Source organism: Kitasatospora sp. NPDC101447 (assembly GCF_044767225.1).
GTDB lineage: Bacteria > Actinomycetota > Actinomycetes > Streptomycetales > Streptomycetaceae > Kitasatospora.
This window is the reverse complement of sequence record NZ_JBIWNL010000014.1, coordinates 84,474-108,361: the sequence shown is the minus strand read 5'-3', so window position 1 is coordinate 108,361 and position 23,888 is coordinate 84,474. Positions and strand designations below refer to the sequence as shown.

General features: G+C 72.1%; 21 protein-coding genes. 14 read left to right on the top strand and 7 right to left on the bottom strand.

Features of this window, described 5'->3' with window-relative positions; genetic code table 11:
* Positions 1 to 115: 115 nt before the first annotated feature.
* The 3 genes from ACIRST_RS21385 to hrcA all read right to left on the bottom strand — a co-directional run bounded on the left by ACIRST_RS21385 (position 116) and on the right by hrcA (position 3,193).
* Positions 116 to 865: a 16S rRNA (uracil(1498)-N(3))-methyltransferase gene (locus tag ACIRST_RS21385; RefSeq protein ID WP_402803577.1), complete on the bottom strand. Its 750-nt coding sequence runs from the start codon at positions 863 to 865 to the stop codon at positions 116 to 118.
* Positions 866 to 943: 78 nt separating this feature from the next.
* Positions 944 to 2,086, bottom strand: a complete 1,143-nt coding sequence (gene dnaJ, locus ACIRST_RS21380) for a molecular chaperone DnaJ (protein WP_350523899.1) — start codon at positions 2,084 to 2,086, stop codon at positions 944 to 946.
* Between the two features lie 72 nt (positions 2,087 to 2,158).
* Positions 2,159 to 3,193, bottom strand: a complete 1,035-nt coding sequence (gene hrcA, locus ACIRST_RS21375) for a heat-inducible transcriptional repressor HrcA (protein ID WP_350523898.1) — start codon at positions 3,191 to 3,193, stop codon at positions 2,159 to 2,161.
* 302 nt (positions 3,194 to 3,495) lie between these two features.
* On the opposite strand from hrcA, the gene htpX reads away from it, so the two are divergent.
* From htpX to ACIRST_RS21350, 5 genes are all read left to right on the top strand, one after another.
* A complete protein-coding gene (htpX, locus tag ACIRST_RS21370; protein ID WP_350523897.1) occupies positions 3,496 to 4,416 on the top strand; it encodes a zinc metalloprotease HtpX in 921 nt (306 codons plus the stop codon).
* Positions 4,417 to 4,450: 34 nt separating this feature from the next.
* A complete protein-coding gene (locus ACIRST_RS21365; RefSeq protein WP_350523896.1) occupies positions 4,451 to 5,035 on the top strand; it encodes a hypothetical protein in 585 nt (194 codons plus the stop codon).
* Positions 5,036 to 5,066: 31 nt separating this feature from the next.
* A complete protein-coding gene (locus ACIRST_RS21360) occupies positions 5,067 to 5,894 on the top strand; it encodes a DUF3097 domain-containing protein (protein ID WP_402803574.1) in 828 nt (275 codons plus the stop codon).
* Positions 5,895 to 5,973: 79 nt separating this feature from the next.
* Positions 5,974 to 6,207 (top strand): type II toxin-antitoxin system VapB family antitoxin, encoded by a 234-nt coding sequence (locus ACIRST_RS21355; protein ID WP_350523894.1) that lies wholly within the window; start codon positions 5,974 to 5,976, stop codon positions 6,205 to 6,207.
* The gene (locus tag ACIRST_RS21350; RefSeq protein WP_350523893.1) at positions 6,204 to 6,605 is read left to right on the top strand and encodes a PIN domain nuclease; all 402 of its coding nucleotides are present in this window, start codon (positions 6,204 to 6,206) and stop codon (positions 6,603 to 6,605) included. Before ACIRST_RS21355 ends, ACIRST_RS21350 begins: the two co-directional genes overlap by 4 nt.
* Here the strand turns inward: ACIRST_RS21350 and hemW are convergent.
* Positions 6,602 to 7,831, bottom strand: a complete 1,230-nt coding sequence (gene hemW / locus ACIRST_RS21345) for a radical SAM family heme chaperone HemW (protein ID WP_402803571.1) — start codon at positions 7,829 to 7,831, stop codon at positions 6,602 to 6,604. The genes ACIRST_RS21350 and hemW overlap by 4 nt on opposite strands.
* Positions 7,832 to 7,909: 78 nt before the next feature.
* On the bottom strand, positions 7,910 to 9,832 hold the full coding sequence (locus ACIRST_RS21340) for an AMP-dependent synthetase/ligase (protein WP_350523891.1): 1,923 nt from the start codon (positions 9,830 to 9,832) through the stop codon (positions 7,910 to 7,912).
* Positions 9,833 to 10,188: 356 nt separating this feature from the next.
* On the opposite strand from ACIRST_RS21340, the gene ACIRST_RS21335 reads away from it, so the two are divergent.
* From ACIRST_RS21335 to ACIRST_RS21320, 4 genes are all read left to right on the top strand, one after another.
* Positions 10,189 to 11,922 (top strand): ABC transporter ATP-binding protein, encoded by a 1,734-nt coding sequence (locus ACIRST_RS21335; protein WP_402803569.1) that lies wholly within the window; start codon positions 10,189 to 10,191, stop codon positions 11,920 to 11,922.
* Positions 11,923 to 12,056: 134 nt separating this feature from the next.
* On the top strand, positions 12,057 to 13,955 hold the full coding sequence (locus ACIRST_RS21330; RefSeq protein ID WP_350523986.1) for an ABC transporter ATP-binding protein: 1,899 nt from the start codon (positions 12,057 to 12,059) through the stop codon (positions 13,953 to 13,955).
* A gap of 110 nt (positions 13,956 to 14,065) precedes the next feature.
* Entirely contained in the window at positions 14,066 to 14,977 is a 912-nt protein-coding gene (gene sigJ, locus ACIRST_RS21325; RefSeq protein ID WP_350523889.1) for an RNA polymerase sigma factor SigJ, read from the top strand.
* A gap of 170 nt (positions 14,978 to 15,147) precedes the next feature.
* Entirely contained in the window at positions 15,148 to 16,230 is a 1,083-nt protein-coding gene (locus ACIRST_RS21320) for an NAD(P)/FAD-dependent oxidoreductase (protein WP_402803567.1), read from the top strand.
* 162 nt (positions 16,231 to 16,392) lie between these two features.
* On the opposite strand, the gene lepA is transcribed toward ACIRST_RS21320, so the two are convergent.
* Positions 16,393 to 18,261, bottom strand: a complete 1,869-nt coding sequence (gene lepA, locus ACIRST_RS21315; protein WP_350523887.1) for a translation elongation factor 4 — start codon at positions 18,259 to 18,261, stop codon at positions 16,393 to 16,395.
* Positions 18,262 to 18,568: 307 nt separating this feature from the next.
* Between lepA and ACIRST_RS21310 the strand changes: the two genes are divergently transcribed.
* The 4 genes from ACIRST_RS21310 to ACIRST_RS21295 all read left to right on the top strand — a co-directional run bounded on the left by ACIRST_RS21310 (position 18,569) and on the right by ACIRST_RS21295 (position 22,165).
* Positions 18,569 to 18,874, top strand: coding sequence for an antibiotic biosynthesis monooxygenase (locus ACIRST_RS21310; protein ID WP_350523886.1), 306 nt, complete (start codon positions 18,569 to 18,571; stop codon positions 18,872 to 18,874).
* A gap of 174 nt (positions 18,875 to 19,048) precedes the next feature.
* Positions 19,049 to 20,467 (top strand): acyltransferase, encoded by a 1,419-nt coding sequence (locus tag ACIRST_RS21305; protein ID WP_350523885.1) that lies wholly within the window; start codon positions 19,049 to 19,051, stop codon positions 20,465 to 20,467.
* Between the two features lie 189 nt (positions 20,468 to 20,656).
* Positions 20,657 to 20,926: a 30S ribosomal protein S20 gene (rpsT, locus tag ACIRST_RS21300; RefSeq protein ID WP_329931122.1), complete on the top strand. Its 270-nt coding sequence runs from the start codon at positions 20,657 to 20,659 to the stop codon at positions 20,924 to 20,926.
* A 573-nt stretch (positions 20,927 to 21,499) separates the two neighbouring features.
* Positions 21,500 to 22,165, top strand: coding sequence for a hypothetical protein (locus ACIRST_RS21295; protein ID WP_350523884.1), 666 nt, complete (start codon positions 21,500 to 21,502; stop codon positions 22,163 to 22,165).
* A gap of 112 nt (positions 22,166 to 22,277) precedes the next feature.
* On the opposite strand, the gene holA is transcribed toward ACIRST_RS21295, so the two are convergent.
* Complete coding sequence (gene holA, locus ACIRST_RS21290) at positions 22,278 to 23,276, bottom strand: DNA polymerase III subunit delta (RefSeq protein WP_350523883.1); 999 nt, start codon at positions 23,274 to 23,276, stop codon at positions 22,278 to 22,280.
* A gap of 135 nt (positions 23,277 to 23,411) precedes the next feature.
* Between holA and ACIRST_RS21285 the strand changes: the two genes are divergently transcribed.
* Positions 23,412 to 23,648 carry a hypothetical protein gene (locus ACIRST_RS21285; protein WP_402803692.1) on the top strand — a complete coding sequence of 79 codons (237 nt, stop codon included), beginning with the start codon at positions 23,412 to 23,414 and terminating at the stop codon, positions 23,646 to 23,648.
* Positions 23,649 to 23,888 lie beyond the last annotated feature (240 nt).

The following is a 23,888-nucleotide window of genomic DNA, read 5'->3' as shown; positions in this document are numbered from 1 at the left end:
GTGCGCGTACGAGCCGCCGGGCTTTTCGGCAGAGTCGGGCCGGTCGGGCGAGCCCGCTGGACGCCGCCGCGGGGTCGTAGTACGGGCCCCGGCCGGGTGCGGGGCCGGACGGGCCTCAGGCCCAGCGGCCGGTGCGCCCGAGCAGCAGCGCGCCGGCGGCCACCCCGGCGGTGGAGGTGCGCAGCACCGAGGGCCCCAGCCGGTACGGCCGGGCGCCCGCCTCGGCGAACGCGGCCAGCTCCTCCGGGGAGACCCCGCCCTCCGGGCCGACGACGAGCACGAGGTCGCCGCTGCCGGGCAGCGCGGCGTGCGCCAGCGGCTCGGCGCCCTCCTCGTGCAGCACGGCGGCGAACGCGGCCCGCGCCAGGACGGGAGCCAGCTGCCTGGTGGTCATCGGGTCGTGCACCTCGGGGAAGCGCAGCCGGCGGGACTGCTTGCCCGCCTCGCGGGCGGTGGCCCGCCACTTGGCGAGCGCCTTGGCGCCGCGCTCGCCCTTCCACTGGGTGATGCAGCGCGAGGCCGCCCACGGGATCACCGCGTCCACGCCGACCTCGGTCATGGTCTCGACGGCCAGCTCGCCGCGGTCGCCCTTGGGCAGCGCCTGGACGACGACGATCCGCGGCGCGGGCTCCGGCTCGCGGCGCACCGCGGTGACGGCCACGTCGATCGCGTCCTTGCCGAGCACCTCGGCGACCGTCCCGTCCACGCCGAGTCCCAGCCCGTCGGCGAGGGTCACCGCCTCGCCGGCCGTCAGCCGCTTCACGGCGGCCGCGTGCCGGCCCTCCGGGCCGTCCAGGCGCACCAGGGTGCCGGGCGCGGCAGTGGTGATCCGCTCGGTCTCGACGACGAAGACGGGCGCGGTCATGCGGGGAACCTCCGGGAGGGGGTGGATCGGGCACGCGAAAGGGGTGCCGGGTGGTCCCCGGCACCCCTCCGCGGACGGCTACCGGCCGTTGAAGGCGTCCTTCAGGCGGGAGAACAGGCCCTGCTGGCCCGGCGCGAACTGGCCGGACGGCCGCTCCTCGCCGCGCAGCACCGCGAGGCGGCGCAGCAGCTCCTCCTGCTCGGCGTCGAGCTTGGTGGGCGTCTTCACCTCGACGTGCACTATCAGGTCGCCCCGGCCGCCCCCGCGCAGGTGGGTGATGCCGCGGCCGTGCAGCGGGATCGACTGGCCGGACTGGGTGCCGGGCCGGATGTCGACCTCCTCCAGGCCGTCCAGGGTCTGCAGCGGCACCTGGGTGCCGAGTGAGGCCGCCGTCATCGGGATGGTGACGGTGCAGTGCAGGTCGTCCCCGCGCCGCTGGAAGATGGCGTGGGTGGTCTCGGCGATCTCGACGTAGAGGTCGCCGGCCGGGCCGCCGCCGGGGCCGACCTCGCCCTCGCCGGCCAGCTGGATCCGGGTGCCGTTGTCGACACCGGCCGGGATCTTGACGGTCAGCGTGCGGCGGGCGCGGACCCGGCCGTCGCCGGCGCACTCCGGGCACGGGGTCGGCACGACGGTGCCGAAGCCCTGGCACTGCGGGCAGGGGCGGGAGGTCATGACCTGGCCCAGGAAGGACCGGGTGACCTGGGAGACCTCGCCCTTGCCGCGACACATGTCACAGGTCTGCGCGGTGGTGCCGGGGGCCGCGCCCTCGCCGCTGCAGGTGGTGCAGGTGACGGCGGTGTCGACCTGGAGTTCCTTGGTGGTGCCGAAGGCGGCCTCCTCCAGGGTGATCTCCAGCCGGATCATGGCGTCCTGGCCGCGGCGGGTGCGCGAGCGCGGGCCGCGCTGGCCGGCCGCGGCGCCGAAGAAGGCGTCCATGATGTCGGAGAAGCCGAAGCCCGCCGCGCCGGCGCCGAAGCCGCCCGCGCCGCCACCGCCGCCCGGGGACAGCGGGTCGCCGCCGAGGTCGTAGACCTGACGCTTCTGCGGGTCGGAGAGCACCTCGTAGGCGGCGTTGATCTCCTTGAACCGCTCCTGCGTCTTCGGGTCCGGGTTGACGTCCGGGTGCAGTTCGCGTGCCAGGCGCCGGAACGCCTTCTTGATCTCGTCCTGCCCCGCATCCCGTCGGACGCCGAGTACCGCGTAGTAGTCCGTGGCCACCAAATGCTCCGCTTGTTCCGCCTGTAGTAGTGCTGCGACTGGACGCCGTTGGTCGTCCAACGGCGACGTTTGCTACGACTCGGCCAGGATCTGACCCACGTACCGCGCTACCGCCCGCACCGCCCCCATTGTGCCTGGGTAGTCCATCCGGGTCGGACCGATCACACCCAGTTTGGCCACGCTCTCGTCGCCCGAACCGTAACCGACGGACACGACCGAGGTGGAATTCAGCCCTTCGTAGGCGTTCTCCCGCCCGATCCGGACCGTCATCGCGGCGTCATTGGTCTCACCCAGGAGGCGGAGCAGGATGACCTGCTCCTCCAGGGCCTCCAGCACCGGCTGGATGGTGAGGGGGAAGTCGTGGCCGAAGCGGGTCAGGTTGGCCGTGCCGGCCAGCATGATCCGCTCCTCGTTCTGTTCCGCGAGCGTCTCGAACAGGGTCGCCAGGACCGTGCTGACGGTCGGCCGGTCGGCCGGCTCGAACATCGCCGGGAGTTCCTCCAGCACGCCCGGGACCTCCGGGAGGCGGCGGCCGGCGGCTCCGGTGTTGAGCGCCGTCCGCAGGTCCGCCAGGACGGTCTCGCCGACCGTGCCCGGGCAGTCGACCATCCGCTGCTCGACCCGGCCGGTGTTGGTGATCAGCACCAGCATCACCTTGGCCGGGGCCAGCGCCACCAGCTCGATGTGCCGGACGGTCGAGCGCGTCAGCGACGGGTACTGCACCACCGCGACCTGCCGGGTCAGCTGGGCGAGCAGCCGCACGGTGCGCGCGACCACGTCGTCCAGGTCGACCGCGCCGTCCAGGAAGTGCCGGATCGCCCGGCGCTCGGGGGCGCTCATCGGCTTGATCTCGGCGAGCTTGTCGACGAAGAGGCGGTACCCCTTGTCGGTCGGGATGCGGCCGGCGCTGGTGTGCGGCTGGTGGATGTAGCCCTCCTCCTCCAGCGCCGCCATGTCGTTGCGGACGGTCGCCGGCGAGACCCCGAGGTTGTGCCGCTCCACCAGGGCCTTGGAGCCGACCGGCTCCTCGGTGCCCACGTAGTCCTGCACGATCGCGCGGAGCACGGCGAGCTTGCGTTCGTCCAGCTGGCGGACCTCACCGGCCATGGGGCACGCACCTCCGTCTTCGCACGTTGTCCGTCTGTGTCCCTGTGTGTCCCTGTGTGCTGCAGCGGGCCGCTCCGGGAGGCCCCGGTTTTGGCACTCTGAACACACGAGTGCCAAAACCGTACCTGCCAGTGTAAGGCCCGGGTCCTACGGCAGGAACGGCTTGACCGGCGTGATCCTGCCCGCAGTTCCGGGTACGGCCCGCGGGGCCCCGCCCGTTCACGGGTCACCGGCGCGCGGGTGGTGCCCCGGGGCCGTCCGGGTGGGAGCATCGGAAGCGACGGCGAATGGAGGAGCAAGCGATGTCGAGCTCGGGCCAGCACACCCGTTTCGCGCCCGACCGCGGCCTGACCGGCCGCATGGTCGCGACGATGTTCGTGATCGGGCTGCTGTACGTCGGTTTCACCGGCCTGCTGATCGCGCTGCTGCGCGGCGCCTGGCCGCTGATCGTCCTGATCTCCGGCGGGCTGTTCGTGGCCCAGTTCTGGTTCAGCGACAAGATCACCGAACGGGCCATGGGCGCCCACCAGGTGACCCCGGAGGAGTTCCCCCAACTGCACGGCACGATCGACCGGCTCTGCGCCCTGGCCGACATGCCCAAACCGCGCGTGGCGGTCGCCGACAACGACATGCCCAACGCCTTCGCCACCGGCCGCAACCCGCAGAACGCGGTGGTCTGCGTGACCACCGGCCTGCTGCGCCGGTTGGAGCCGGAGGAGCTGGAGGGCGTCCTCGCGCACGAGCTGTCGCACGTCGCCCACCGGGACGTCGCGGTGATGACGATCGCCGGCTTCCTCGGCGTGCTCGCCGGCGCGATGACCCGGATCGCCGTGTACGGCGGGTTCATGGGCGGCGGGCGCAACAACAACGACCAGAACGCGGCCATCGTGGCCCTGATCATCCCGCTGGTCTCGATGCTCGTCTACGCGATCAGCTTCCTGCTCACCCGGCTGCTGTCCCGCTACCGCGAGCTGGCGGCCGACCGCGCCGCCGCGCAGCTCACCGGCCGGCCCAGCGCGCTCGCTTCGGCCCTGACCAAGGTGACGGGGCAGATCGCGGCCATCCCCAGCAAGGACCTGCGCCAGGCGCAGCCGTACAACGCCTTCTACTTCGCCCCCGCGCTGAGCGCGCGGGAGGCGGCCTCGCAGCTGTTCTCCACCCACCCGTCGCTGGAGAAGCGGCTGGCGCAGCTGGCGAAGATCACCGAGCAGCTGGGCCGCTGAGCCCGCGCCCGCCGTTCGACACGAGAGGACCGCCGTGGGAATCCTGGACGCCCTGTTCGGCCGCACCAAGCCCGTCAAGCCCGACCTGGACCAGCTGTTCGGCGTGCCGTCCGCGGCGCTGACCCTGGAGGCCGGCGCCGGGTTCACCCCCACCGGGCTCGGCTCGGTCTGCTTCGCGGCGGTCGAGGGCGCGGCCTTCGTGCAGGTCGAGCAGCAGGTGCGGGCGCTGCTGGACGCGGACACCGAGCGCGGCGGCGTGCCGGTGGAGGCCTCCAAGGACGACTACGGCTACTCCTGGCTGCTGGCCCGGCACTCCCCGCAGGAGCTGCCGGAGCTGGTGAACGACCTGCACGCGGTCAACAGCGAGCTGGAGGCGAACGGCTTCGGGCCGCAGCTGCTCTGCTCGCTGGTGGGCTTCCGCAACCCGCAGGGGCAGTCCTTGGCCCTGGTCTACCTCTACAAGCGCGGCACCTTCTACCCGTTCGCCCCGATGCCCGGCGGCGGGGAGAAGCGCAACAGCCCGCTGGAGCTGCAGGTCAACGCGATGCTGGGGAACGACCTGCGGCTGGAGAAGGACCTCAGCCGCTGGTTCCCCGTCTGGGGCGCGCCAGGCCTCTGACGGCCCGTCCGGCGTCCCTATGATCACCCGTATGCGCAGCCGCCAGTACGGACCCGACCTGACCCCGCCGTGGAAGAAGCAGACCCCCGCCCCGGAGGTGCCCGCCGAGCCGGACCTCGTGGTCGAGGAGGCGGCGACCGGCTTCTGCGGGGCGGTGGTGCGCTGCGAGAAGACCGCCGAGGGGTTCACCGTCACCCTGGAGGACCGTTTCGGCAAGCACCGGGTGTTCCCGCTGGTCCCGCGCGGCTTCCTGCTGGAGGGCAGGGTCGTCACCCTGGTCCGCCCCACCGCCCCGGCGGCGCCCCGCACGCCCGGCCGCACCGCCTCCGGCTCCGTCGCCGTCCCCGGCGCGCGCGCCCGGGTCGCCCGCGAGTCGCGGATCTACGTCGAGGGCCGGCACGACGCCGAGCTGGTCGAGCGGGTCTGGGGCGACGACCTGCGGATCGAGGGCGTCGTGGTGGAGTACCTGCGCGGCATCGACGACCTGCCGGCGATCGTCGCCGACTTCGCCCCGGGCCCCGGCCGCCGCCTCGGCGTGCTGGTCGACCACCTGCTCCCGGGGACGAAGGAGCACCGCATCGCCGCCCGGGTCACCGGCGAGTCCGTCCTGGTCGTCGGCCACCCCTACATCGACGTCTGGCAGGCCGTGAAGCCCGCCTCCGTGGGCATCCCCGCCTGGCCCGCCGTGCCCCGCGGCGAGGACTGGAAGGAGGGCACCTGCCGCCGCCTCGGCTGGCCCGTCGACACCCCGGCGGCGTGGAAGCACATCCTGTCGAAGGTGGACAGCTACAAGGACCTGGAGCCCGAACTCCTGGGCCGGGTGGAGGAACTGATCGACTTCGTGACCCTGCCCGAGTAGCCCCCGGACAGATCGCCCGCGTTCGCGAACGCGGATATCCTGTTTCGAGAACGGATATACGCCGCCCCGGGAGGTCCCGATGTCCCGCACCGTGATCGATCTCGACGACGAGGCGCTCGCCGACGCGGCGCGCTACCTCGGCACCACCACCAAGAAGGACACCGTCAACGCCGCACTTCGGGAGATAGCGGACCGGAGACGGCGCGCCGCAGCGCTGGCCCGGATGCGCGAGATGGCGGCCGAGGGCGAGATCGACTTCTCCACCATCGGCTATCCGGACGAACCGAGCGCACCAGCGAGGCCTGCCGCGTGAACGAGGAGTTCCTGATCGACACCAGCGCGCTGGTCCGGCTTGTGCGCGGCCAGACCGGCGCGGCCTGGGACGAAGCCGTCACCGCCGGGCTGGTCCTGTTGTGCGAACCGGTCCGGCAGGAGTACTTGCGTGCCGTCGGCGGCCGAGCCGCGTACTTCGAGGCAGCTGGACTACTGCGGGAGCTCTTCCCGTATCAGCACCTGCGGGACAACGCCTGGCAGGAGGCCGCCGAGCTGCAGGAGCGGCTGGCACAGTCGAGTCGCCACCAGTGCGCCAGCCCGGTCGACCTCCTGGTGGCCGTCACCGCTGCGCAACACAAGCTCACGGTCCTCCACCAGGACGCCGACTTCGAGACCATCGCCGGACTCACCGGCCAGCCGGTGCGCCGGATCTGCTAGTCCACCAGGTCACGCACGACGGCGTCCGCCAGCAGCCTGCCCTGCAGGGTGAGGGCGGCGCGGCCGTCCGCGTACGGCCCGGCGGCGAGGAGGCCGTCCGCGAGGGCCCGGTCGGCGGCCTTGCGGCCGGTGTCGGTGAGCAGGTCCAGGGCGACGCCGTCGACCAGGCGCAGCTCCAGCAGGATGCGCTCGACGCGGCGGTCCTCGTCCGCCAGGACCTCGCGGCCCAGCGCCGGGGTGCGGCCCTCGGCCAGGGCCTGCGCGTAGGCGGCGGGGTGCTTGGCGTTCCACCAGCGGACGCCGCCGACGTGGCTGTGGGCGCCGGGGCCGGCGCCCCACCAGTCGGCGCCCGTCCAGTAGAGCTCGTTGTGGCGGCAGCGGCCCTCGGGGGTGGTGGCCCAGTTGGAGACCTCGTACCAGTGGTACCCGGCGGAGGCGAGCGCCTCCTCGGCGATCAGGTAGCGGTCGGCGTGCACGTCGTCGTCGATCATCGGCAGTTCGCCGCGCTTGACCCGGGCGGCGAGCCGGGTGCCCTCCTCGACGATCAGGGAGTACGCCGAGACGTGGTCGGGCCCGGCGCCGATGGCGGCGTCCAGCGAGGCCCGCCAGTCGTCGTCGGACTCGCCCGGGGTGCCGTAGATCAGGTCGAGGTTGACGTGCTCGAACCCGGCCGCGCGGGCCTCGGCCACACAGGCCTCCGGGCGGCCCGGGGTGTGGTGGCGGTCGAGCAGCTGCAGCACGTGCGGGCGGGCGCTCTGCATGCCGAAGGAGATCCGGTTGTAGCCGCCCTCGCGCAGCTCCGCCAGGTACGCCGGGCCGACGGACTCCGGGTTGGCCTCGGTGGTGACCTCGGCGTCGTCGGCGAGCCCGAACTCCTCGCGGATCGCGGCGAGCATCTTCACCAGGTCGCGGGCGGGCAGCAGGGTGGGGGTGCCGCCGCCGAGGAAGACGGTGCGCACCGGCAGCTGCGCGTCCCCCAGCACCCGCCGGGCCAGCCGGATCTCGGCGACCACGTTGTCCGCGTACGTCTCCTGCGAGGCGACCGCCCCGGAGGAGCGCAGCTCGGTGGCGGTGTAGGTGTTGAAGTCGCAGTAGCCGCAGCGGCTGGCGCAGTACGGCACGTGCAGGTAGAAGCCGAACGGCCGGCTGCCGAGCCCGTCCAGGGCGGGCGCGGGCAGGGAACCGTCGGACGGCACCGGTTCGCCGTCGGGGAGTGCGGAGGGCATGCCCCCATTGTCCCGTACGGCCGGCGAAGCTCCCGTACGGCCCGCGACACCCGCGCGGACCGTACGGGAGCGGCCGGGTCAGGCCTCGTTGGCGCCCGCGTACATCGCGGTGACCGCGTCCGCGTAGGTCCGCTCCACCACCGGGCGCTTGATCTTCAGGCTCGGGGTGAGCTCGCCGTGCTCCACGTCCAGGTCGCGCGGCAGCAGGTGGAACTTCTTGATCGTCTGCCAGCGCTGCAGCCCGCCGTTGAGCCGCTTCACGAAGCCCTCGATCAGCTCGTGCACGGCCGGCTCGACCGCCAGCTCGGCGTACGACTTGCCGGCCAGGCCGTGCTCGGCCGCCCACGGCATGAGGACCGCCTCGTCCAGGCCGATCAGCGCGGTGCAGAAGTTGCGGCCGTTGCCGATCACCAGGATGTTGCTGACGAACGGGCAGACCGCCTTGAACTTGCCCTCGACCTCGCTGGGCGCCACGTACTTGCCGCCCGACGTCTTGAACAGGTCCTTCTTGCGGTCGGTGATCCGCAGGAAGCCGTCCGGGCTGAGCTCGCCGATGTCCTCGGTGTGGAACCAGCCGTCCGCCTCCAGCACCTCCGCGGTCTTCTCCGGCAGGTTGTGGTAGCCGCGCATGATGCCCGGGCCGCGCAGCAGGATCTCGCCGTCCTCGGCGATCCGCACCTCGGTGCCGGGCAGCGGGCGGCCCACCGTGCCGATCCGCACGTCCTCCTCGCGGTTGACGCAGGAACCGGCGCTGGTCTCGCTCAGGCCGTAGCCCTCCAGGATCGGCACCCCGGCGCCCAGGAAGAAGTAGCCGATCTCCGGGGCCAGCGCGGCACTGCCGGAGACCGCGCCGCGCAGCCGCCCGCCGAACGCCGCCCGGATCTTCGCGTACACCAGCTTGTCCGCCAGCGCGTGCTGCACCCGCAGGCCCAGCGGGGCCGTGCCGGCACCGGTGGCGATCCGGCTCTCCTGGACGGCCCGGGCGTGCTCGCGGGCGACCTTGGCCGCCCACATGAAGATCTTGTACTTGGCGCCGCCCTCGGCCCGGGCCTTGCCCGCGATGCCGTTGTAGACCTTCTCGAAGATCCGCGGCGCCGACGCCATCACGGTCGGCCGGATCACCGGCAGGTTGTGGATGATCCGGTCCACCCGGCCGTCCACCGCCATCACGTGCCCGGTGGCGATCTGCCCGGAGATCAGCGTCTTGCCGAACACGTGCGACAGCGGCAGCCACATGAACTGGACGTCGTCGGCCCGCAGCAGCCCGCTGGCCTCCTGCGCCCGGCCCTCGTACGCCCAGCAGTCGTGCACCAGCCGCACGCCCTTGGGGCGGCCCGTGGTGCCCGAGGTGTAGATCAGGGTCGCCAGCTGCTCCTTGTCGAGCCCGGCGACGGCCTTCTCCACCGCGTCCGGCTGCCGCTCCAGGTGCTCGGCGCCGCGCCGCTCCAGCTCCGCCAGGGTGATCACGTCGAGGCCGGCCGCCTCCGGGGCCTCCTCCGGGGCGTCGAACAGGATGACGGTGCGCAGCTCGGGCAGCTGGTCGAGCTGCGCGACGGCCTTCGCCAGCTGGGCGGCGTTCTCCGCGAACAGCGCGCGCGAGCCCGAGTCGGACAGGATGAACGCGGTCTCGTCCGCGTTGGTGCTCGGGTAGACCGTCGTGATCGCGGCGCCCGCGCACATGGCGCCGAGGTCCGCGATGATCCACTCGATCCGGGTGGACGACGCCAGGGCGACCCGGTCCTCCGGCTGGATGCCCAGCGCCATCAGACCGGCCGCCACCGCCTTGACCCGGGTCGCGGTCTGCGCCCAGGTCAGCGAACGCCACTGCTCCGCGCCGGGCGCGCCGTCCGCGGCGTGCTCGTCGACCGGGGCCGGGTGGCGGTAGGCCTCGCCGTTCGGGGTCGCGGCGACCCGCTCCAGGAACAGGTGGGCGACGGAGGCGGGACGCCCGGCGACGAGGTCGGGCCTGCCGGAGTCGATCAGGGACTGCGCGGAACTCAACGAGACCTCCGGGGGCGGGTGGCCGTCTGAGGGATTGTCGCGACGGCCGTGGGGGCGGTCGCCGGGCCCCGGTTAACCTGAGCGGTACCGGTCAGTAACAAGGGGGCAACCAGCAGCCTAGGGGGAAACCGGTCATTCCGTAAGAGGGTGGATCCAGCTGGCACGCCCCCGCAGCCCCGGTGACCGCACCGCACCGCAGCGGCGCACCCGGCGAGGTGACCAACGAGCGAACCCGCCGGACCGTTCGGCAAAAGCCCGGCAAACCCCCGGTTCCCGCACGCCGAATGGCCTGTACGACGCTACAGAACAACGAGAATTGGGGTGCGAACCCGACCCGCGACGACAAGAGTGTTCAAGTGCTGATCAGACTACTGCGGGCGTACCTGCGCCCCTACTCCCGACCGATCACCCTCCTGGTGATCCTCCAGCTGGTGTCCACCCTCGCGGCGCTCTACCTGCCGACCCTCAACGCCGACATCATCGACGACGGCGTCGTCAAGGGCGACACCGGCTACATCCTGCGCGTCGGCGGGGTGATGATCGGCGTGACCCTCGTCCAGGCAGCCTGCTCCATCGGCGCCGTCCTCATCGGCGCCCGCGTCGCCATGGCCTTCGGCCGGGACGTCCGCGCCGCCGTCTTCGACCGCGTACAGACCTTCTCCGCCCGCGAGGTCGGCCAGTTCGGCGCCCCCTCCCTGATCACCCGCACCACCAACGACGTCCAGCAGATCCAGATGCTCGCCCTCATGAGCTTCACGCTCATGGTCGCCGCACCGATCATGTGCGTCGGCGGCATCATCATGGCCCTCAACCAGGACGTCCCGCTGTCCGGCCTGCTGCTCGCCGTCATCCCCGCCCTCGCCGTCGTCGTCATCCTGCTCGTCCGCGCGCTGCGCCCCCAGTTCCGCAGCATGCAGCAGAAGATCGACACCGTGAACCGGATCCTGCGCGAACAGATCACCGGCATCCGGGTCATCCGCGCCTTCGTCAAGGACGACCAGGAACAGGCCCGCTTCGCCGGCGCCAACGAGGACCTCACCGACGTCGCCCGCCACGTCGGCCGCCTGATGTCCGTCATGTTCCCGGCCGTCATGCTCGTCGTGAACGTCTCCAGCGTCGCCGTGCTCTGGTTCGGCGCCCACCGCATCGACAGCGGCGACATGGAGATCGGCGCCCTCACCGCCTTCCTCTCCTACCTGCTGCAGATCCTGATGAGCGTCATGATGGCCACCTTCATGTTCATGATGGTGCCCCGCGCCGAGGTCTGCGCCGAACGCGTCCAGGAAGTCCTCGACACCGACTCCAGCGTCGCCCCGCCCGCCGACCCCGTCACCGACCCCACCCGCCTCGGCCACCTCGAACTGCGCGAGGTCGACTTCCGCTACCCCGGCGCCGAAGCCTCCGTCCTGCGCGGCATCGACATCACCGCCCGCCCCGGCGAGACCACCGCCATCATCGGCTCCACCGGCAGCGGCAAGTCCACCCTGCTCGGCCTCGTCCCCCGCCTCTTCGACGTCACCTCCGGCCAGGTCCTGCTCGACGGCGTCGACGTCCGCGACCTCGCCGCCGACGCGATCGCCGAAAGCGTCGGCATCGTCCCCCAGAAGCCCTACCTCTTCACCGGCACCGTCGCCAGCAACCTCCGCTACGGCCGACCCGACGCCACCGACGAGGAACTCTGGCACGCCCTGGAGATCGCCCAGGCCAAGGACTTCGTCGAGAAACTCCCCGAAGGCCTCGACGCCCCCATCTCCCAAGGCGGCAGCAACGTCTCCGGCGGCCAGCGCCAACGCCTCGCCATCGCCCGCGCCCTGGTCCGCAAACCCGCCGTCTACCTCTTCGACGACTCCTTCTCCGCCCTCGACTACGCCACCGACGCCAAACTGCGCAAGGCCCTCACCCGCGAGACCTCCGACGCCACCGTCCTGATCGTCGCCCAACGCGTGTCCACCATCCGCGACGCCGACCGGATCATCGTCCTCGACGAAGGCGCCGTCGTCGGCACCGGCACCCACCACGAACTGATGGCCGACAACCCGACGTACCGGGAGATCGTGCTCTCCCAGCTCACCGAGCAGGAGGCGGCGTGACCAGCCCCGGCAAGCCCACGACGAAGCAGGACCCCGACACCGGGAAAGCCGACCTGACCAAGGCCGACACCCACCTCCCCGGCGACTCCCAGGCCGCCGCCGCCCGCCGCGGCCCCGCCGGACCCGGCCGCTTCATGGGCGGCCAGGGCGCCGAGAAGTCCATGGACTTCAAGGGCTCCGGCAAACGCGTCCTCGGCCTGCTGCGCCCCGAACGCAACCTCCTCCTCGGCGTCCTCCTCCTCGGCGTCCTCGGCGTCGGCTGCGCCGTCATCGGCCCCAAGATCCTCGGCAACGCCACCGACCTGATCTTCGCCGGCGTCGTCGGCGCCCGCTTCGCACCCGGCACCTCCAAGGCCCAGGTCATCGACGGCCTGCGCGCCCACGGCCAGAGCGGCGTCGCCGACCTGCTCTCCGCCGTCGACTTCACCCCCGGCCAGGGCATGGACTTCCACGCCATCGGCACCGTCCTGCTCTGGGTCCTCGGCATCTACGTCACCTCCGCCGTCTTCGGCATCTTCCAGGGCCGACTCGCCACCAAGGCGATCCAGCTCGCCAGCTACCGGCTGCGCCAGGACGTCGAAGCCAAACTGGCCCGACTCCCGCTCAGCTACTTCGACAAGCAGCCCCGCGGCGAAGTGCTCAGCCGCGTCACCAACGACATCGACAACATCGGCCAGTCCATGCAGCAGACCATGGGACAGGTCGTCAACTCGCTGCTCACCGTCGTCGGCGTGCTGGCCATGATGTTCTGGATCTCCCCGCTGCTCGCCCTGATCGCCCTGGTCTCGGTACCGGCCTCCGTCGTCGTCGCCACCAAGGTCGGCAAGCGGGCACAGCCGCAGTTCGTCCAGCAGTGGAAGTCCACCGGCCAACTCAACGCCCACATCGAGGAGATGTACACCGGCCACACCCTCGTCAAGGTGTTCGGCCGCCGGCGCGAAGCCGCCGAGACCTTCCGCGAGCACAACGAGGCGCTCTACGAGGCCAGCTACAAGGCCCAGTTCATCTCCGGCATCATCCAGCCCGCGATGATGCTGATCGGCAACCTGCAGTACGTGCTCATCGCCGTCGTCGGCGGCCTGCGGGTCGCGAGCGGCGCACTGTCCATCGGCGACGTGCAGGCCTTCATCCAGTACTCCCGGCAGTTCAGCCAGCCGCTCACCCAGGTCGCCAGCATGGCCAACCTGGTGCAGTCCGGCGTCGCCTCCGCCGAGCGCGTCTTCGAACTGCTCGACGCCCCCGAGCAGAGCCCCGAACCCGCCATGCCCGAGAAGCCGGACACCGTCCGCGGCCGGGTCTCCTTCCAGGACGTCTCCTTCCGCTACGACCCCGACAAGCCCCTCATCGAGGACCTCTCGCTCAAGGTCGAACCCGGCCACACCGTCGCCATCGTCGGCCCCACCGGCGCCGGGAAGACCACCCTCGTCAACCTGCTGATGCGGTTCTACGAGGTCAGCTCCGGGCGGATCACCCTCGACGGCGTCGACATCTCCGCGATGTCCCGCGAGGACCTCCGCTCCGGCATCGGCATGGTCCTCCAGGACACCTGGCTGTTCGGCGGCACCATCGCCGACAACATCGCCTACGGCGCCCAGGGCGCCACCCGCGAAGAAGTCGTCGAAGCCGCCAAGGCCGCCCACGTCGACCGCTTCGTGCGCACCCTGCCCGACGGCTACGACACCGTCATCGACGACGAGGGCACCGGCGTCAGCACCGGCGAGAAGCAGCTCATCACCATCGCCCGCGCCTTCCTCGCCCAGCCGTCCATCCTGGTCCTGGACGAGGCCACCAGCTCCGTCGACACCCGCACCGAGGTGCTCATCCAGCGGGCCATGGCCCGGCTGCGCACCGGCCGCACCAGCTTCGTGATCGCCCACCGGCTCTCCACCATCCGGGACGCCGACGTGATCCTGGTGATGGAGAACGGCTCGATCGTGGAACAGGGCTCGCACGACGAACTGATCGCCGCCGGCGGCGCCTACGCCCGCCTCTACCAGGCGCAGTTCGCCGAAGCCGTGGCCGAGGTCGACTGACCCGGCACCACCCGGCGGGCCGGGGCGGAAACCCTCCGCCCCGGCCCACACCCGGCGCCCACCGCCACGGCGTCTTCGCAACGACCCTCCCCGGGCGCTACCTTGGGCCCGTGATCGACGACCAGCTCCCGGCCGCCCCGGACGCCTTCGAGGCGAACCGCCGCTACCTGGGCTCCGTCGCCTACCGGCTGCTCGGCTCCTTCACCGACGCCGAGGACGTCCTGCAGGACGCCTGGCTGCGCTGGCAGGCCACCGACCGCTCCGCCGTCACCGACCCGCGCGCCTTCCTGACCACCGTCGTCACCCGGCTCTGCTACGACCAGCTCGGCTCCGCCCGCGCCCGCCGGGAGTCCTACTACGGCGAGTGGCTGCCCGAACCGGCCGTCTCCTACACCGCCGGCCCGGACACCCCCGCCGAACTCGCCGAACGCGGCGAGTCCGTCTCGCTCGCCCTGCTCGCCGTCCTGGAACAGCTCTCCCCGGCCGAACGGGCCGCCTTCGTGCTCCACGACGTCTTCGCGGTCGGCTTCGAGGAGATCGGCACCTCGCTGGACCGCTCCCCCGACGCCGCCCGCCAACTCGCCTCCCGCGCCCGCCGCCGGGTCAAGGACGGCAGCCGGCGCGCCGGCGGCACCGACCCGGCCGAGCACCGCCAGGCCGTCGAGGCCTTCGCCGCCGCCAGCACCCGGGGCGACATCCTCGGCCTGATGGAGGTCCTCGACCCGGACGTGGTGTGGCACTCCGACGGCGGCGGCATCATCCGCGCCGGCGTCCGCCCGATCCACGGCGCCGACCGGGTGGCCCGCCTGGTGACCGGCATGATCGCCAAGTGGTTCACCCCCGAGGTGGCGACCGGCCACGCCGTGGTCAACGGCGAGCCGGGGCTGGTCTGGTACGACCGGGCCACCGGCACCGTCGGCGGTGTGCTCGCCTTCACCGTGACCGACGGACGCATCACCGAGGCGTACGTCGTGGTCAACCCCGAGAAGCTCGGCCGGATCAGCCCGGTCACGGCCGCCTGACGGGACGGGCCCACAGCCCCCCCCCTGGCGCCCCCCGCCCCCGGGCACCCCCGGCACCCCCGGCAACCCCGCGGGGGATGTGACGCCGGTCACGGTCACACTCCGACCGGCTGCGTCGTCCCCTTCCCGAACAGCGCTCCACCAGGGCGCACGGAACGGAGGCGGACGAGATGAGCACCACCACCAGCACCGGGAAGCGGATCGTCGTACTGGGCGCCGGGTACGCCGGACTCACCGCGGCCAAGGGCGCCGGGCGGCAGCACACCGTCACCCTGGTCGCCCCCGAGGAACGGCTCCTGCACCGCATCCGCCAGCACGAGACCGCCGCCGGACACGGCCGCGACTGGCCCGCCATCGGCGAACTCGCCCGCGGCCGCCGGATCCGGCACCAGCGGGCCCGGGCCGTCGAACTCGACCTCGCCGGACACAAGGTCCTGCTCGACGACGGCACCGACCTCGCGTACGACACCCTGGTCTACGCCCTCGGCAGCCGCACCGCCTGGCACGACGTCCCCGGCGCCGTCGAACACGCCTACTCGGCGGAGCGCGCCGCCGAGGTCCGCCGCCGGATCCGCGAGGCCGACCGCCCCGGCACCCTCGCCGTCGTCGGCGGCGGCGCCACCGGCATCGAACTGGCCACCGAACTCGCCGAGGCCCACCCCGACTGGCGGGTGCGGATCGTCGCGGCCGGCCAGGTCGGCGGCATCTACTCCCCCAAGGGCCGCGCCCACGTCCGACGCGTCCTCGACCGGCTCGGCGTCGCCGTCCACGAGAACACCACCGTCACCGGGGTCACCCCGGACGCCCTGCGCACCACCACCGGCCCGATCGACACCGACCTCACCGTCTGGGCCGCCTCGATGGAACCGCACCCGCTGGCCGCCGAGGCCGGCCTGGCCGTGGACGAACGCGGCCGCGCCCTGGTGGACGACCACCTGCGGTCGGTCTCGCACCCCGACGTCCACGTGATCGGCGACGCCGCCGCCGTCACCGTCCCCGGCGTCGGCACCCTGCGGATGGGCTGCGCCACCGCCCTGCCGCAGGGCCAGTACGTCGGCAAGCTGCTCGACGGGCGCACCGGGAAGCCGTTCTCGTTCCGGTACGTCGTCCAGTGCGTGAGCCTCGGCCGGCGGGACGGGCTGCTCCAGCTGGTGCGCCCGGACGACTCGATGAAGCCCACCGTGTTCACCGGCACCGCGGGGCGACTGGCCAAGGCCGGAATCGTCGCCGCCGTCTTCAGCGCGCTGAAGTAGTCCTCTTTCGGGGCCTCCGGGAACGTCCTCGGGGGACTCCTGGGGGATCCTGGGGGATTCCTCGCAGGAGTCTTCGCGGGAGTCCTCGGGGGATGCCTCGCGGGAGTCCTCGGGGACGCGAAAGGGCCCGGGCGCGATGCCCGGGCCCTTCGGCGCGCTCGGTTACTTCTTTTCCTTCGGCGCCTCGGCATCGGTGGACAGCGCGGCGATGAAGGCCTCCTGCGGGACCTCCACGCGGCCGACCATCTTCATCCGCTTCTTGCCTTCCTTCTGCTTCTCCAGCAGCTTCCGCTTGCGGGAGATGTCACCGCCGTAGCACTTGGCGAGGACGTCCTTGCGGATCGCGCGGACGGTCTCACGGGCGATGACGCGCGAGCCGATCGCGGCCTGGATCGGCACCTCGAACTGCTGGCGGGGGATCAGCTTCTGCAGCTTGCCCGCCATCATCACGCCGTAGCCGTAGGCCTTGTCCTTGTGGACGATCGCGGAGAAGGCGTCCACCGCGTCACCGTGCAGCAGGATGTCGACCTTGACCAGGTCGGCGGTCTGCTCGCCGATGGGCTCGTAGTCGAGCGAGGCGTAGCCGCGGGTCTTGGACTTCAGCTGGTCGAAGAAGTCGAAGACGATCTCCGCGAGCGGGAGGGTGTAGCGCAGCTCGACCCGGTCCTCGGACAGGTAGTCCATGCCCTGCAGGCTGCCGCGGCGGGACTGGCAGAGCTCCATGATCGCGCCGACGAACTCGTTGGGCGCCAGGATGGTGCCGCGCACCACCGGCTCGTACACCTCGGCGATCTTGCCGACGGGGAACTCGCTCGGGTTGGTGACGGTGTGCTCGCTGCCGTCCTCCATGATCACGCGGTAGACCACGTTGGGGGCGGTGGAGATCAGGTCGAGGTTGAACTCGCGCTCCAGGCGCTCCCGGATGATCTCCAGGTGCAGCAGGCCGAGGAAGCCGCAGCGGTAGCCGAAGCCGAGCGCGACCGAGGTCTCCGGCTCGTACACCAGGGCGGCGTCGTTGAGCCGCAGCTTGTCCAGGGCGTCGCGCAGCAGCGGGTAGTCCGAGCCGTCCAGCGGGTAGAGGCCGGAGAACACCATCGGACGCGGGTCCTTGTAGCCGCCGAGCGGCTCGGTCGCACCCTTGTGCATCGAGGTGATCGTGTCACCGACCTTGGACTGACGGACGTCCTTCACGCCGGTGATGATGTAGCCCACCTCGCCGACGCCGAGGCCGTCGGCGACCTTCGGCTCGGGCGAGATGACGCCGATCTCCAGCAGCTCGTGGGTCGCGCCGGTGGACATCATCGCGATGCGCTCGCGCTTGGTGAGCTGGCCGTCCACGACACGGACGTAGGTGACCACGCCGCGGTAGGAGTCGTACACCGAGTCGAAGATCATCGCGCGGGCCGGGGCGTCCTTGACGCCGACCGGGGCCGGGATGGTGTTGACGATGTGGTCCAGCAGGTCCTCGACGCCGAGGCCGGTCTTGGCGCTGACCTGCAGCACGTCCGACGGGTCGCAGCCGATGATGTGCGCGATCTCCGCGGCGTACTTCTCCGGCTGGGCGGCCGGCAGGTCGATCTTGTTCAGCACCGGGACGATCGTGAGGTCGTTCTCCAGCGCCAGGTACAGGTTGGCGAGGGTCTGCGCCTCGATGCCCTGGGCCGCGTCGACCACCAGGATGGTGCCCTCGCACGCGGCGAGGGAGCGGGACACCTCGTACGTGAAGTCCACGTGACCCGGGGTGTCGATCATGTTGAGGATGTGCGTCGTCCCGGCGTTCGGACCGGTCTTCGGCGCCCACGGGAGGCGGACCGCCTGCGACTTGATGGTGATGCCGCGCTCACGCTCGATGTCCATCCGGTCGAGGTACTGGGCGCGCATCTGCCGGGGGTCGACGACGCCGGTGATCTGCAGCATCCGGTCTGCGAGCGTCGACTTGCCGTGGTCGATGTGGGCGATGATGCAGAAGTTGCGGATCAGCGCCGGGTCGGTACGGCTGGGCTCTGGCACATTGCTGGGGGTCGCGGGCACCTTGGTCCGATTCTCCGTTGGTCCGGGGCCGGGGGTGTCCGGGTCATCGCTGACCGGCTTCCCGGGGACCGGACAGTCTCGTCCGATCGAAATAGTTCCTCCCATCTTCCCACGACCGCGGGCCGTGCTGCCGTTCGGGCACCGTCCGTCCTTCCGCAGGCCTTCCGCCGGCCTTCCGCCGGCCCGCTGCGGGCCGTCCGTCGGGCTTCCGTCGGCCGTGTGCCGGCTCCCCGTCGGGCTTCCGCCGGCCGCATGCAGCCCCCGTCGGGCTTCCGCCTGCCGCCCCGGGGCGGCAGGATGGCCTGCCGTGATCCTCGAAAGCGCCCTGCTCGACGTCCTGCCCGGCCGGGAGGACGAGTTCCTCGCCGCCTTCGCCGAGGCCCGCCCGCTGATCAGCGTCCAGCGGGGCTTCCGCTCGCTGCGGCTACGGCGCTGCCTCGACGAGGGGCGCGGCTCGCGCTTCCTCCTCCAGGTCGAATGGGAGACGCTCGCCGACCACACGGAAGGGTTCCGCCGCTCCCCCGAGTACCAGCGCTGGCGCGCCCTGCTGCACCACTTCTACCGCCCGTTCCCGGAGGTCGAGCACTACGGCGAACCCCTGGTCGACGCCTAGGTCGCCGCACGACGGCCGTGCCCGCGCCCGACCGCCCGGAGCCGCCCGGAGCCCCCGTCCCGGTCGGGCCCGGCGTCGGGCCCACCCGCGGATATGCCGTGTCACACGATCCGTAAGCTAATCTGCCCAGCCGTGAGACGCATCGAACTGAGCCGCGTGCCCCGCGGAGCGCGGATGAAACGGCAAGGCAAGGCCGAGGCGGCCCCGGCGAGGCTCGGCTGGCTGGACGCACTGCGCGGGCTCGCCGCCCTCGCCGTGGCGATGCACCACTTCGGACTGCGGTACTTCATCCCGCACGGCGCGGCAGTGACCCACCGCTTCGACCTCGGCCTGTTCGGGGTGATGCTGTTCTTCCTGGTCAGCGGCTACATCGTGCCCGCCTCCCTGGAGCGCCGCGGCGACATGCAGGCGTTCTGGGTCGGCCGGGTCTTCCGGATCTACCCGGCGCTCGTCGTCGGACTCGTCGCGGCGCTGGTGATCCTCCCGGCCGGGCACAACATGATGATCGACCGGTCCGTCTTCGACCGGCCGCTGCTCTCGTTCGGGGCCAACAGCCTGCTGCTCCAGGACCTGCTGGGCGTGCCCAACGCCATCGGCATCATGTGGAGCCTCACCTACGAGATGGTGTTCTACTACTTCGTCTCCGCCCTGTTCGTGCTCCGCAAGCACCGCCAGAGCGGGCCGATCGCGGTGGGCTTCGCCGCCTGCGCGGTCCTGCTCGGCGGGGTGCTCTCCCCGGCGAACCTGGCCAAGCAGGGACTCTCGACCGAGAACCTCGTCCTGGCCACCGGCCTCGTCGCGGTCATGGGCCTGCTCTGCGCCATCAGCGGCAACTCCCAGCTCACCCGCACCGGGGCCCTGCTGCTCGGCGTGCTCGGCTTCGTGCTCGCGTTCGGCAGCAGCCGGTCCGCGATGTTCGAAACGATGATGATCTTCGCGACCATGTTCGCCGGGACCGTCATCTACCGCGCGGAACACGGCCAGATCGACCGCATCCAGGCCGTCGCCTACTGCGGCTTCGTCTTCCTCGCCGGGGTGCTCGGCGGACGCATGTACAACCACGGGGACGCCCTGTGGCGGACCTGGACCACCAGCTGGATGGCGTGGTCCTTCGCCTACGCCGGGGCCTGGATCGTGCTGTTCCTCGGCATGACGCTGAAGAAGCGCCGCTTCCCGAAGGCGCTCACCTGGCTGGGCACCGTCAGCTACTCGGTCTACCTGCTGCACTGGCTGGTCATCGACGGCATGGACTGGCTCTACGGCATGCCGTGGCTGTTCCAGGGGGCGCCGGCGCCGAAGTCCGCCAAGTTCGCGATCGTCTTCACGCTCACCTTCCTGGCCGTCACGCTCGCGGTCAGCTACCTGATGTACCGGCTGGTCGAGGTGCCGTTCCAGAAGCTCGGCCGACGGTTCCTCGCCTGGCTCAAGCGGCACACCGGGGGCCCGGCCGACACCCGGGGGGCCGGCGCTCCGGTCCCCGCCCAGGGCGGCGCTCCGGCTGCGGTGGCGGCCGGCGGCGCTCCGGTTGCCCCGGCTGCTCCGGCTGCTCCGGTGGGCGGCGTCCCCGCCGCCCCGGACCCCGTCCGGCGCTGACCGCGTACCGCCCCGGCCCCGTCCGGCCCCGACCCGTGCCCCGCGGCCGGGGCGGGCGGCCGGTTTGGGGCGGGCGGCGGCCCCTGGTAGCGTGGTCAGCTGCACCTGGCCTCGGCATGCCCTCTCAGCTGGACCGACGGCCGCCGGTGTGATCCCGTTCAAACCTTTCAGACAGACTGAGGCTCCTTCGTGGCGAACATCAAGTCCCAGATCAAGCGCAACAAGACCAACGAGAAGGCGCGCCTGCGCAACAAGGCCGTCAAGTCCTCGCTGAAGACCGCTCTGCGCAAGGCCCGTGAGGCCGCTGCCGCCGGCGAGACCGAGAAGGCCGTCGTGCTGGCCCGCGCCGCCTCCAAGGCGCTGGACAAGGCCGTGAGCAAGGGCGTCATCCACGCCAACCAGGCCGCCAACAAGAAGTCGGCCATCACCAAGCGCGTCAACACCGCCGCCCAGGCCTGACGCCACCCGGGGGTGTGAACCCCCGACCGCCTCGGGACGACCCGGCCCTCTACCCGGACTCCTGAGGCGTGCGAGACTCGCACCGCACGCGGCCTGCGTTCGCCACGCGGGTGCGGTGCACGAAGCAGTACGACAGGCGTCGCAGTCCGCCTCCTCCCCGGAGGCCACTGCGGCGCCTGTCGCGTTCCCTGGTCCGGCCGCTATGGTCGGTCAGGTGCGATCGAGGTGCGGGGGAGCGCCCCGACGCCGTGCTCGGGGGGAGAGAACCACATGACGACGCCACCGCCACCGCCGCCGTCGGCACCGAACGGGCCGGGGTACGGCTTCCCGCAGCAGACGCCGGGCGCCGGAGCGCAGCCCGTCCCGGGGGCGCAGCCGGTCCCGGGGGCGCAGCCGGTCCCGGGGGCGCAGCCGGTCCCGGGGGCAGCGCATGTTCCGGGGGCAGGGCCGGTCCCGGGGGCGCCGGGCGCTTCGGGGTTCGGGCCGCCGCCCGGGTTGCCCGCTGCCCCGGGGATGCCCGCATCGTCCGGGATACCCGCGCCGGCCGGGATGCCGACCGCTCCCGGGATGCCGATGACGCCGGGAGGCCGCGCGCCGGGCTCCGGCGGGAACCTGCGGCGCAACGCCGTCTGGGCCTTCGTCGGCGCCATCCTCGCCTCGGCCGGCTGGACCGCCGCCGTGATGGTCGTCCCCGGCCTGGTCAGCAGCAACTCGTCGCCGCGCAGCCTCGGCAGCTACCACCTCTCGGACGACTTCTGCACCACCGGGAAGCCCACCAAGCTGCTGCAGACGTACTCCGTCTCGGACACCTCCGCGCCGACCCACCACACCGACCGGAACCCGGCCCTGGACAGCATGAACTGCTCGATGAGCCTCAAGCGGACCGGTGGCAACAGCGACAGCGAGTACGCCTCGGTGTACCTTCGCGCCGACCTGCACAAGGCGGTCAACCCGGCGCCCGAGCTGGATGCCAACAAGGAGCTCTACCGGGCCCGCGGCTACCAGGTCACCGACATCTCCGGGATCGGCGAGGAGGCGTACTTCCTGTACAAGGACGACGGCTCGGACAAGTACCACAGCGTCTACGCCGAGCTGGACATCCGCGACGGCGGGATGACCTACTACATCAACTACAGCGCCAGCTACACCGAGGGGAAGGCCAAGCCGCCGTCCAAGGACGAGCTGCGGAGCATCCTGCAGTCCGACGGCCAGGACGCCGTCCGGGCCATGCGGAAGTAGGCCTCCGGCCGGGGCTCCGGCGTCCGCGGCCCGCCGGGCCCCGCCGCGACGGTGGGCCCGGCCGCGTCGGTGGGCCCGGCCGCGACGGTGGGCCCGGCCGCGTCGGTGGGCGTCAGTAGGCGGGGCGAGAGCCGGCCCGCGCGGCCCGGGCGACGGCGACCACCGCGCGCTCCAGGGCGAAGGCCGGGTCGTCGGAGCCGCCCTTGACGGCGGCGTCGGCCTGGGCGATCGCGGTCAGCGCGGTGGCCACGGCATCGCCCGTCCAGCCGCGCATCTGCTGCCGGACCCGGTCGACCTTCCACGGCGGCATGCCCAACTCGCGGGCCAGGTCGGCCGGGCGCATGTTCCGCCCGGTCGTCGCCAGCCGCCCGATGCTGCGCACGCCGGAGGCCAGCGCGTAGGTGATGCCGGTCGGCGGCTGGCCGACGGCCAGCGCCCAGCGCAGCCGCTCCAGCGCCTCGGCGGCCCGGCCGGTGACCGCGAGGTCGGCCACCTCGAAGCCGGTCGCCTCGGCCCGGCCGCTGTAGTAGCGGGCCACCACCGTCTCGTCGATCGCGCCCTCGACGTCCGAGGTCAGCTGGTTGCACGCGGCCGCCAGCTCCCGGAGGTCGCTGCCTAGCGCGTCCAGCAGCGCCTGGCAGGCCTCCGGGGTCGCCGAGCGGCCGAGCGCGCGGAACTCGCCCTTGACGAAGGCCAGCCGCTCGCTCGCCTTGGACAGCTTGGCGCAGGCGACCTCGCGGCCACCCGCCTTGCGCCCGGCGTCCAGCAGGCCCTTGCCCTTGGCGCCGCCGGCATGCACCAGCACCATGATCACTTCGTCGGCCGGCGCCTCGATGTAGGCCTTGACCTCCTTCACCGAGTCGGCGGAGAGGTCCTGGGCGGCCCGGACGACGATGACCTTGCGCTCGGCGAACAGCGACGGCGTGGTCAGCTCGGCCAGGCTGCCGGGCTGCAGCCCGCCGGGCGGCAAGTCCCGTACGTCGGTGTCCGGGTCCGCTGCCTTCGCGGCGGCCACCACCTGGGCGACCGCACGGTCCAGCAGCAGCTCCTCCTGGCCGACCGCGAGGGTCAGCGGGGCGAGCAGGTCGTCGGGTGCACTCTTCCTGGCCATCGCCTACCAGCATCCCACGGGCCGCGGACACTCCCTCCCGCCCGATCGGCCGGGCCGGGCGGCCTGGAGAATGGCCGGGTGACCGACAACCACGCCACCGCCCTCCCGGACGTCGACGACCCGCACGCCCGGCTACTGCTCGTCCTGCCCGACCGCGACGCCGCCGACGAAGCCGCCGAGGAGCTCGGCGCCACCCAACCCGATCTGGGCGAGGTGGAGATCGTGCGCGATGCGCTCGCGGGCGAGGACGACGCCGAGGACGCCCAGTGGCTCGTCGTGGTCGAAGCCCCGGACCGGGGCTGGACCCCCGACCTGCTGCGCGTGCTCGACGCCCTGGCCGCCGACCACGAGGGCTGGCGCGAGGAGGCCTGACCTGCCGGCCGGCGGGGCCGGGGCAGACTCTGACCCTGAGGGGTGAATTTTGGTCCCCCGGTTCAGTGTGGTGGTGCTTTGCGCGCCGGGGGCCGGGGGCCGGAGGCGGAGGGAATCCTTCTTCCGGGCCAATTTTGCTCCTGGCTTTTCTCGGCGCGGGGGGGGGCGGCCCCCGGCCGGCCCCGCCACCGTATAAGTGGGAGATGAAGGATCAGGAGGGGTGGTAGTAAATGGGGGGAA

Bases quoted from the DNA above. Each gene is read 5' to 3' on its own strand.
- hemW (WP_402803571.1), bottom strand. From the start codon at position 7,831: ATGCCCTCCGCACTCCCCGACGGCGAACCGGTGCCGTCCGACGGTTCC.
- ACIRST_RS21295 (WP_350523884.1), top strand. From the start codon at position 21,500: ATGACGCCGGGAGGCCGCGCGCCGGGCTCCGGCGGGAACCTGCGGCGC.
- ACIRST_RS21330 (WP_350523986.1), top strand. From the start codon at position 12,057: ATGGGCGGCCAGGGCGCCGAGAAGTCCATGGACTTCAAGGGCTCCGGC.
- ACIRST_RS21305 (WP_350523885.1), top strand. From the start codon at position 19,049: ATGAAACGGCAAGGCAAGGCCGAGGCGGCCCCGGCGAGGCTCGGCTGG.
- hrcA (WP_350523898.1), bottom strand. From the start codon at position 3,193: ATGGCCGGTGAGGTCCGCCAGCTGGACGAACGCAAGCTCGCCGTGCTC.
- ACIRST_RS21360 (WP_402803574.1), top strand. From the start codon at position 5,067: ATGCGCAGCCGCCAGTACGGACCCGACCTGACCCCGCCGTGGAAGAAG.
- ACIRST_RS21385 (WP_402803577.1), bottom strand. From the start codon at position 865: ATGACCGCGCCCGTCTTCGTCGTCGAGACCGAGCGGATCACCACTGCC.
- ACIRST_RS21320 (WP_402803567.1), top strand. From the start codon at position 15,148: ATGAGCACCACCACCAGCACCGGGAAGCGGATCGTCGTACTGGGCGCC.
- ACIRST_RS21355 (WP_350523894.1), top strand. From the start codon at position 5,974: ATGTCCCGCACCGTGATCGATCTCGACGACGAGGCGCTCGCCGACGCG.
- htpX (WP_350523897.1), top strand. From the start codon at position 3,496: ATGTCGAGCTCGGGCCAGCACACCCGTTTCGCGCCCGACCGCGGCCTG.
- holA (WP_350523883.1), bottom strand. From the start codon at position 23,276: ATGGCCAGGAAGAGTGCACCCGACGACCTGCTCGCCCCGCTGACCCTC.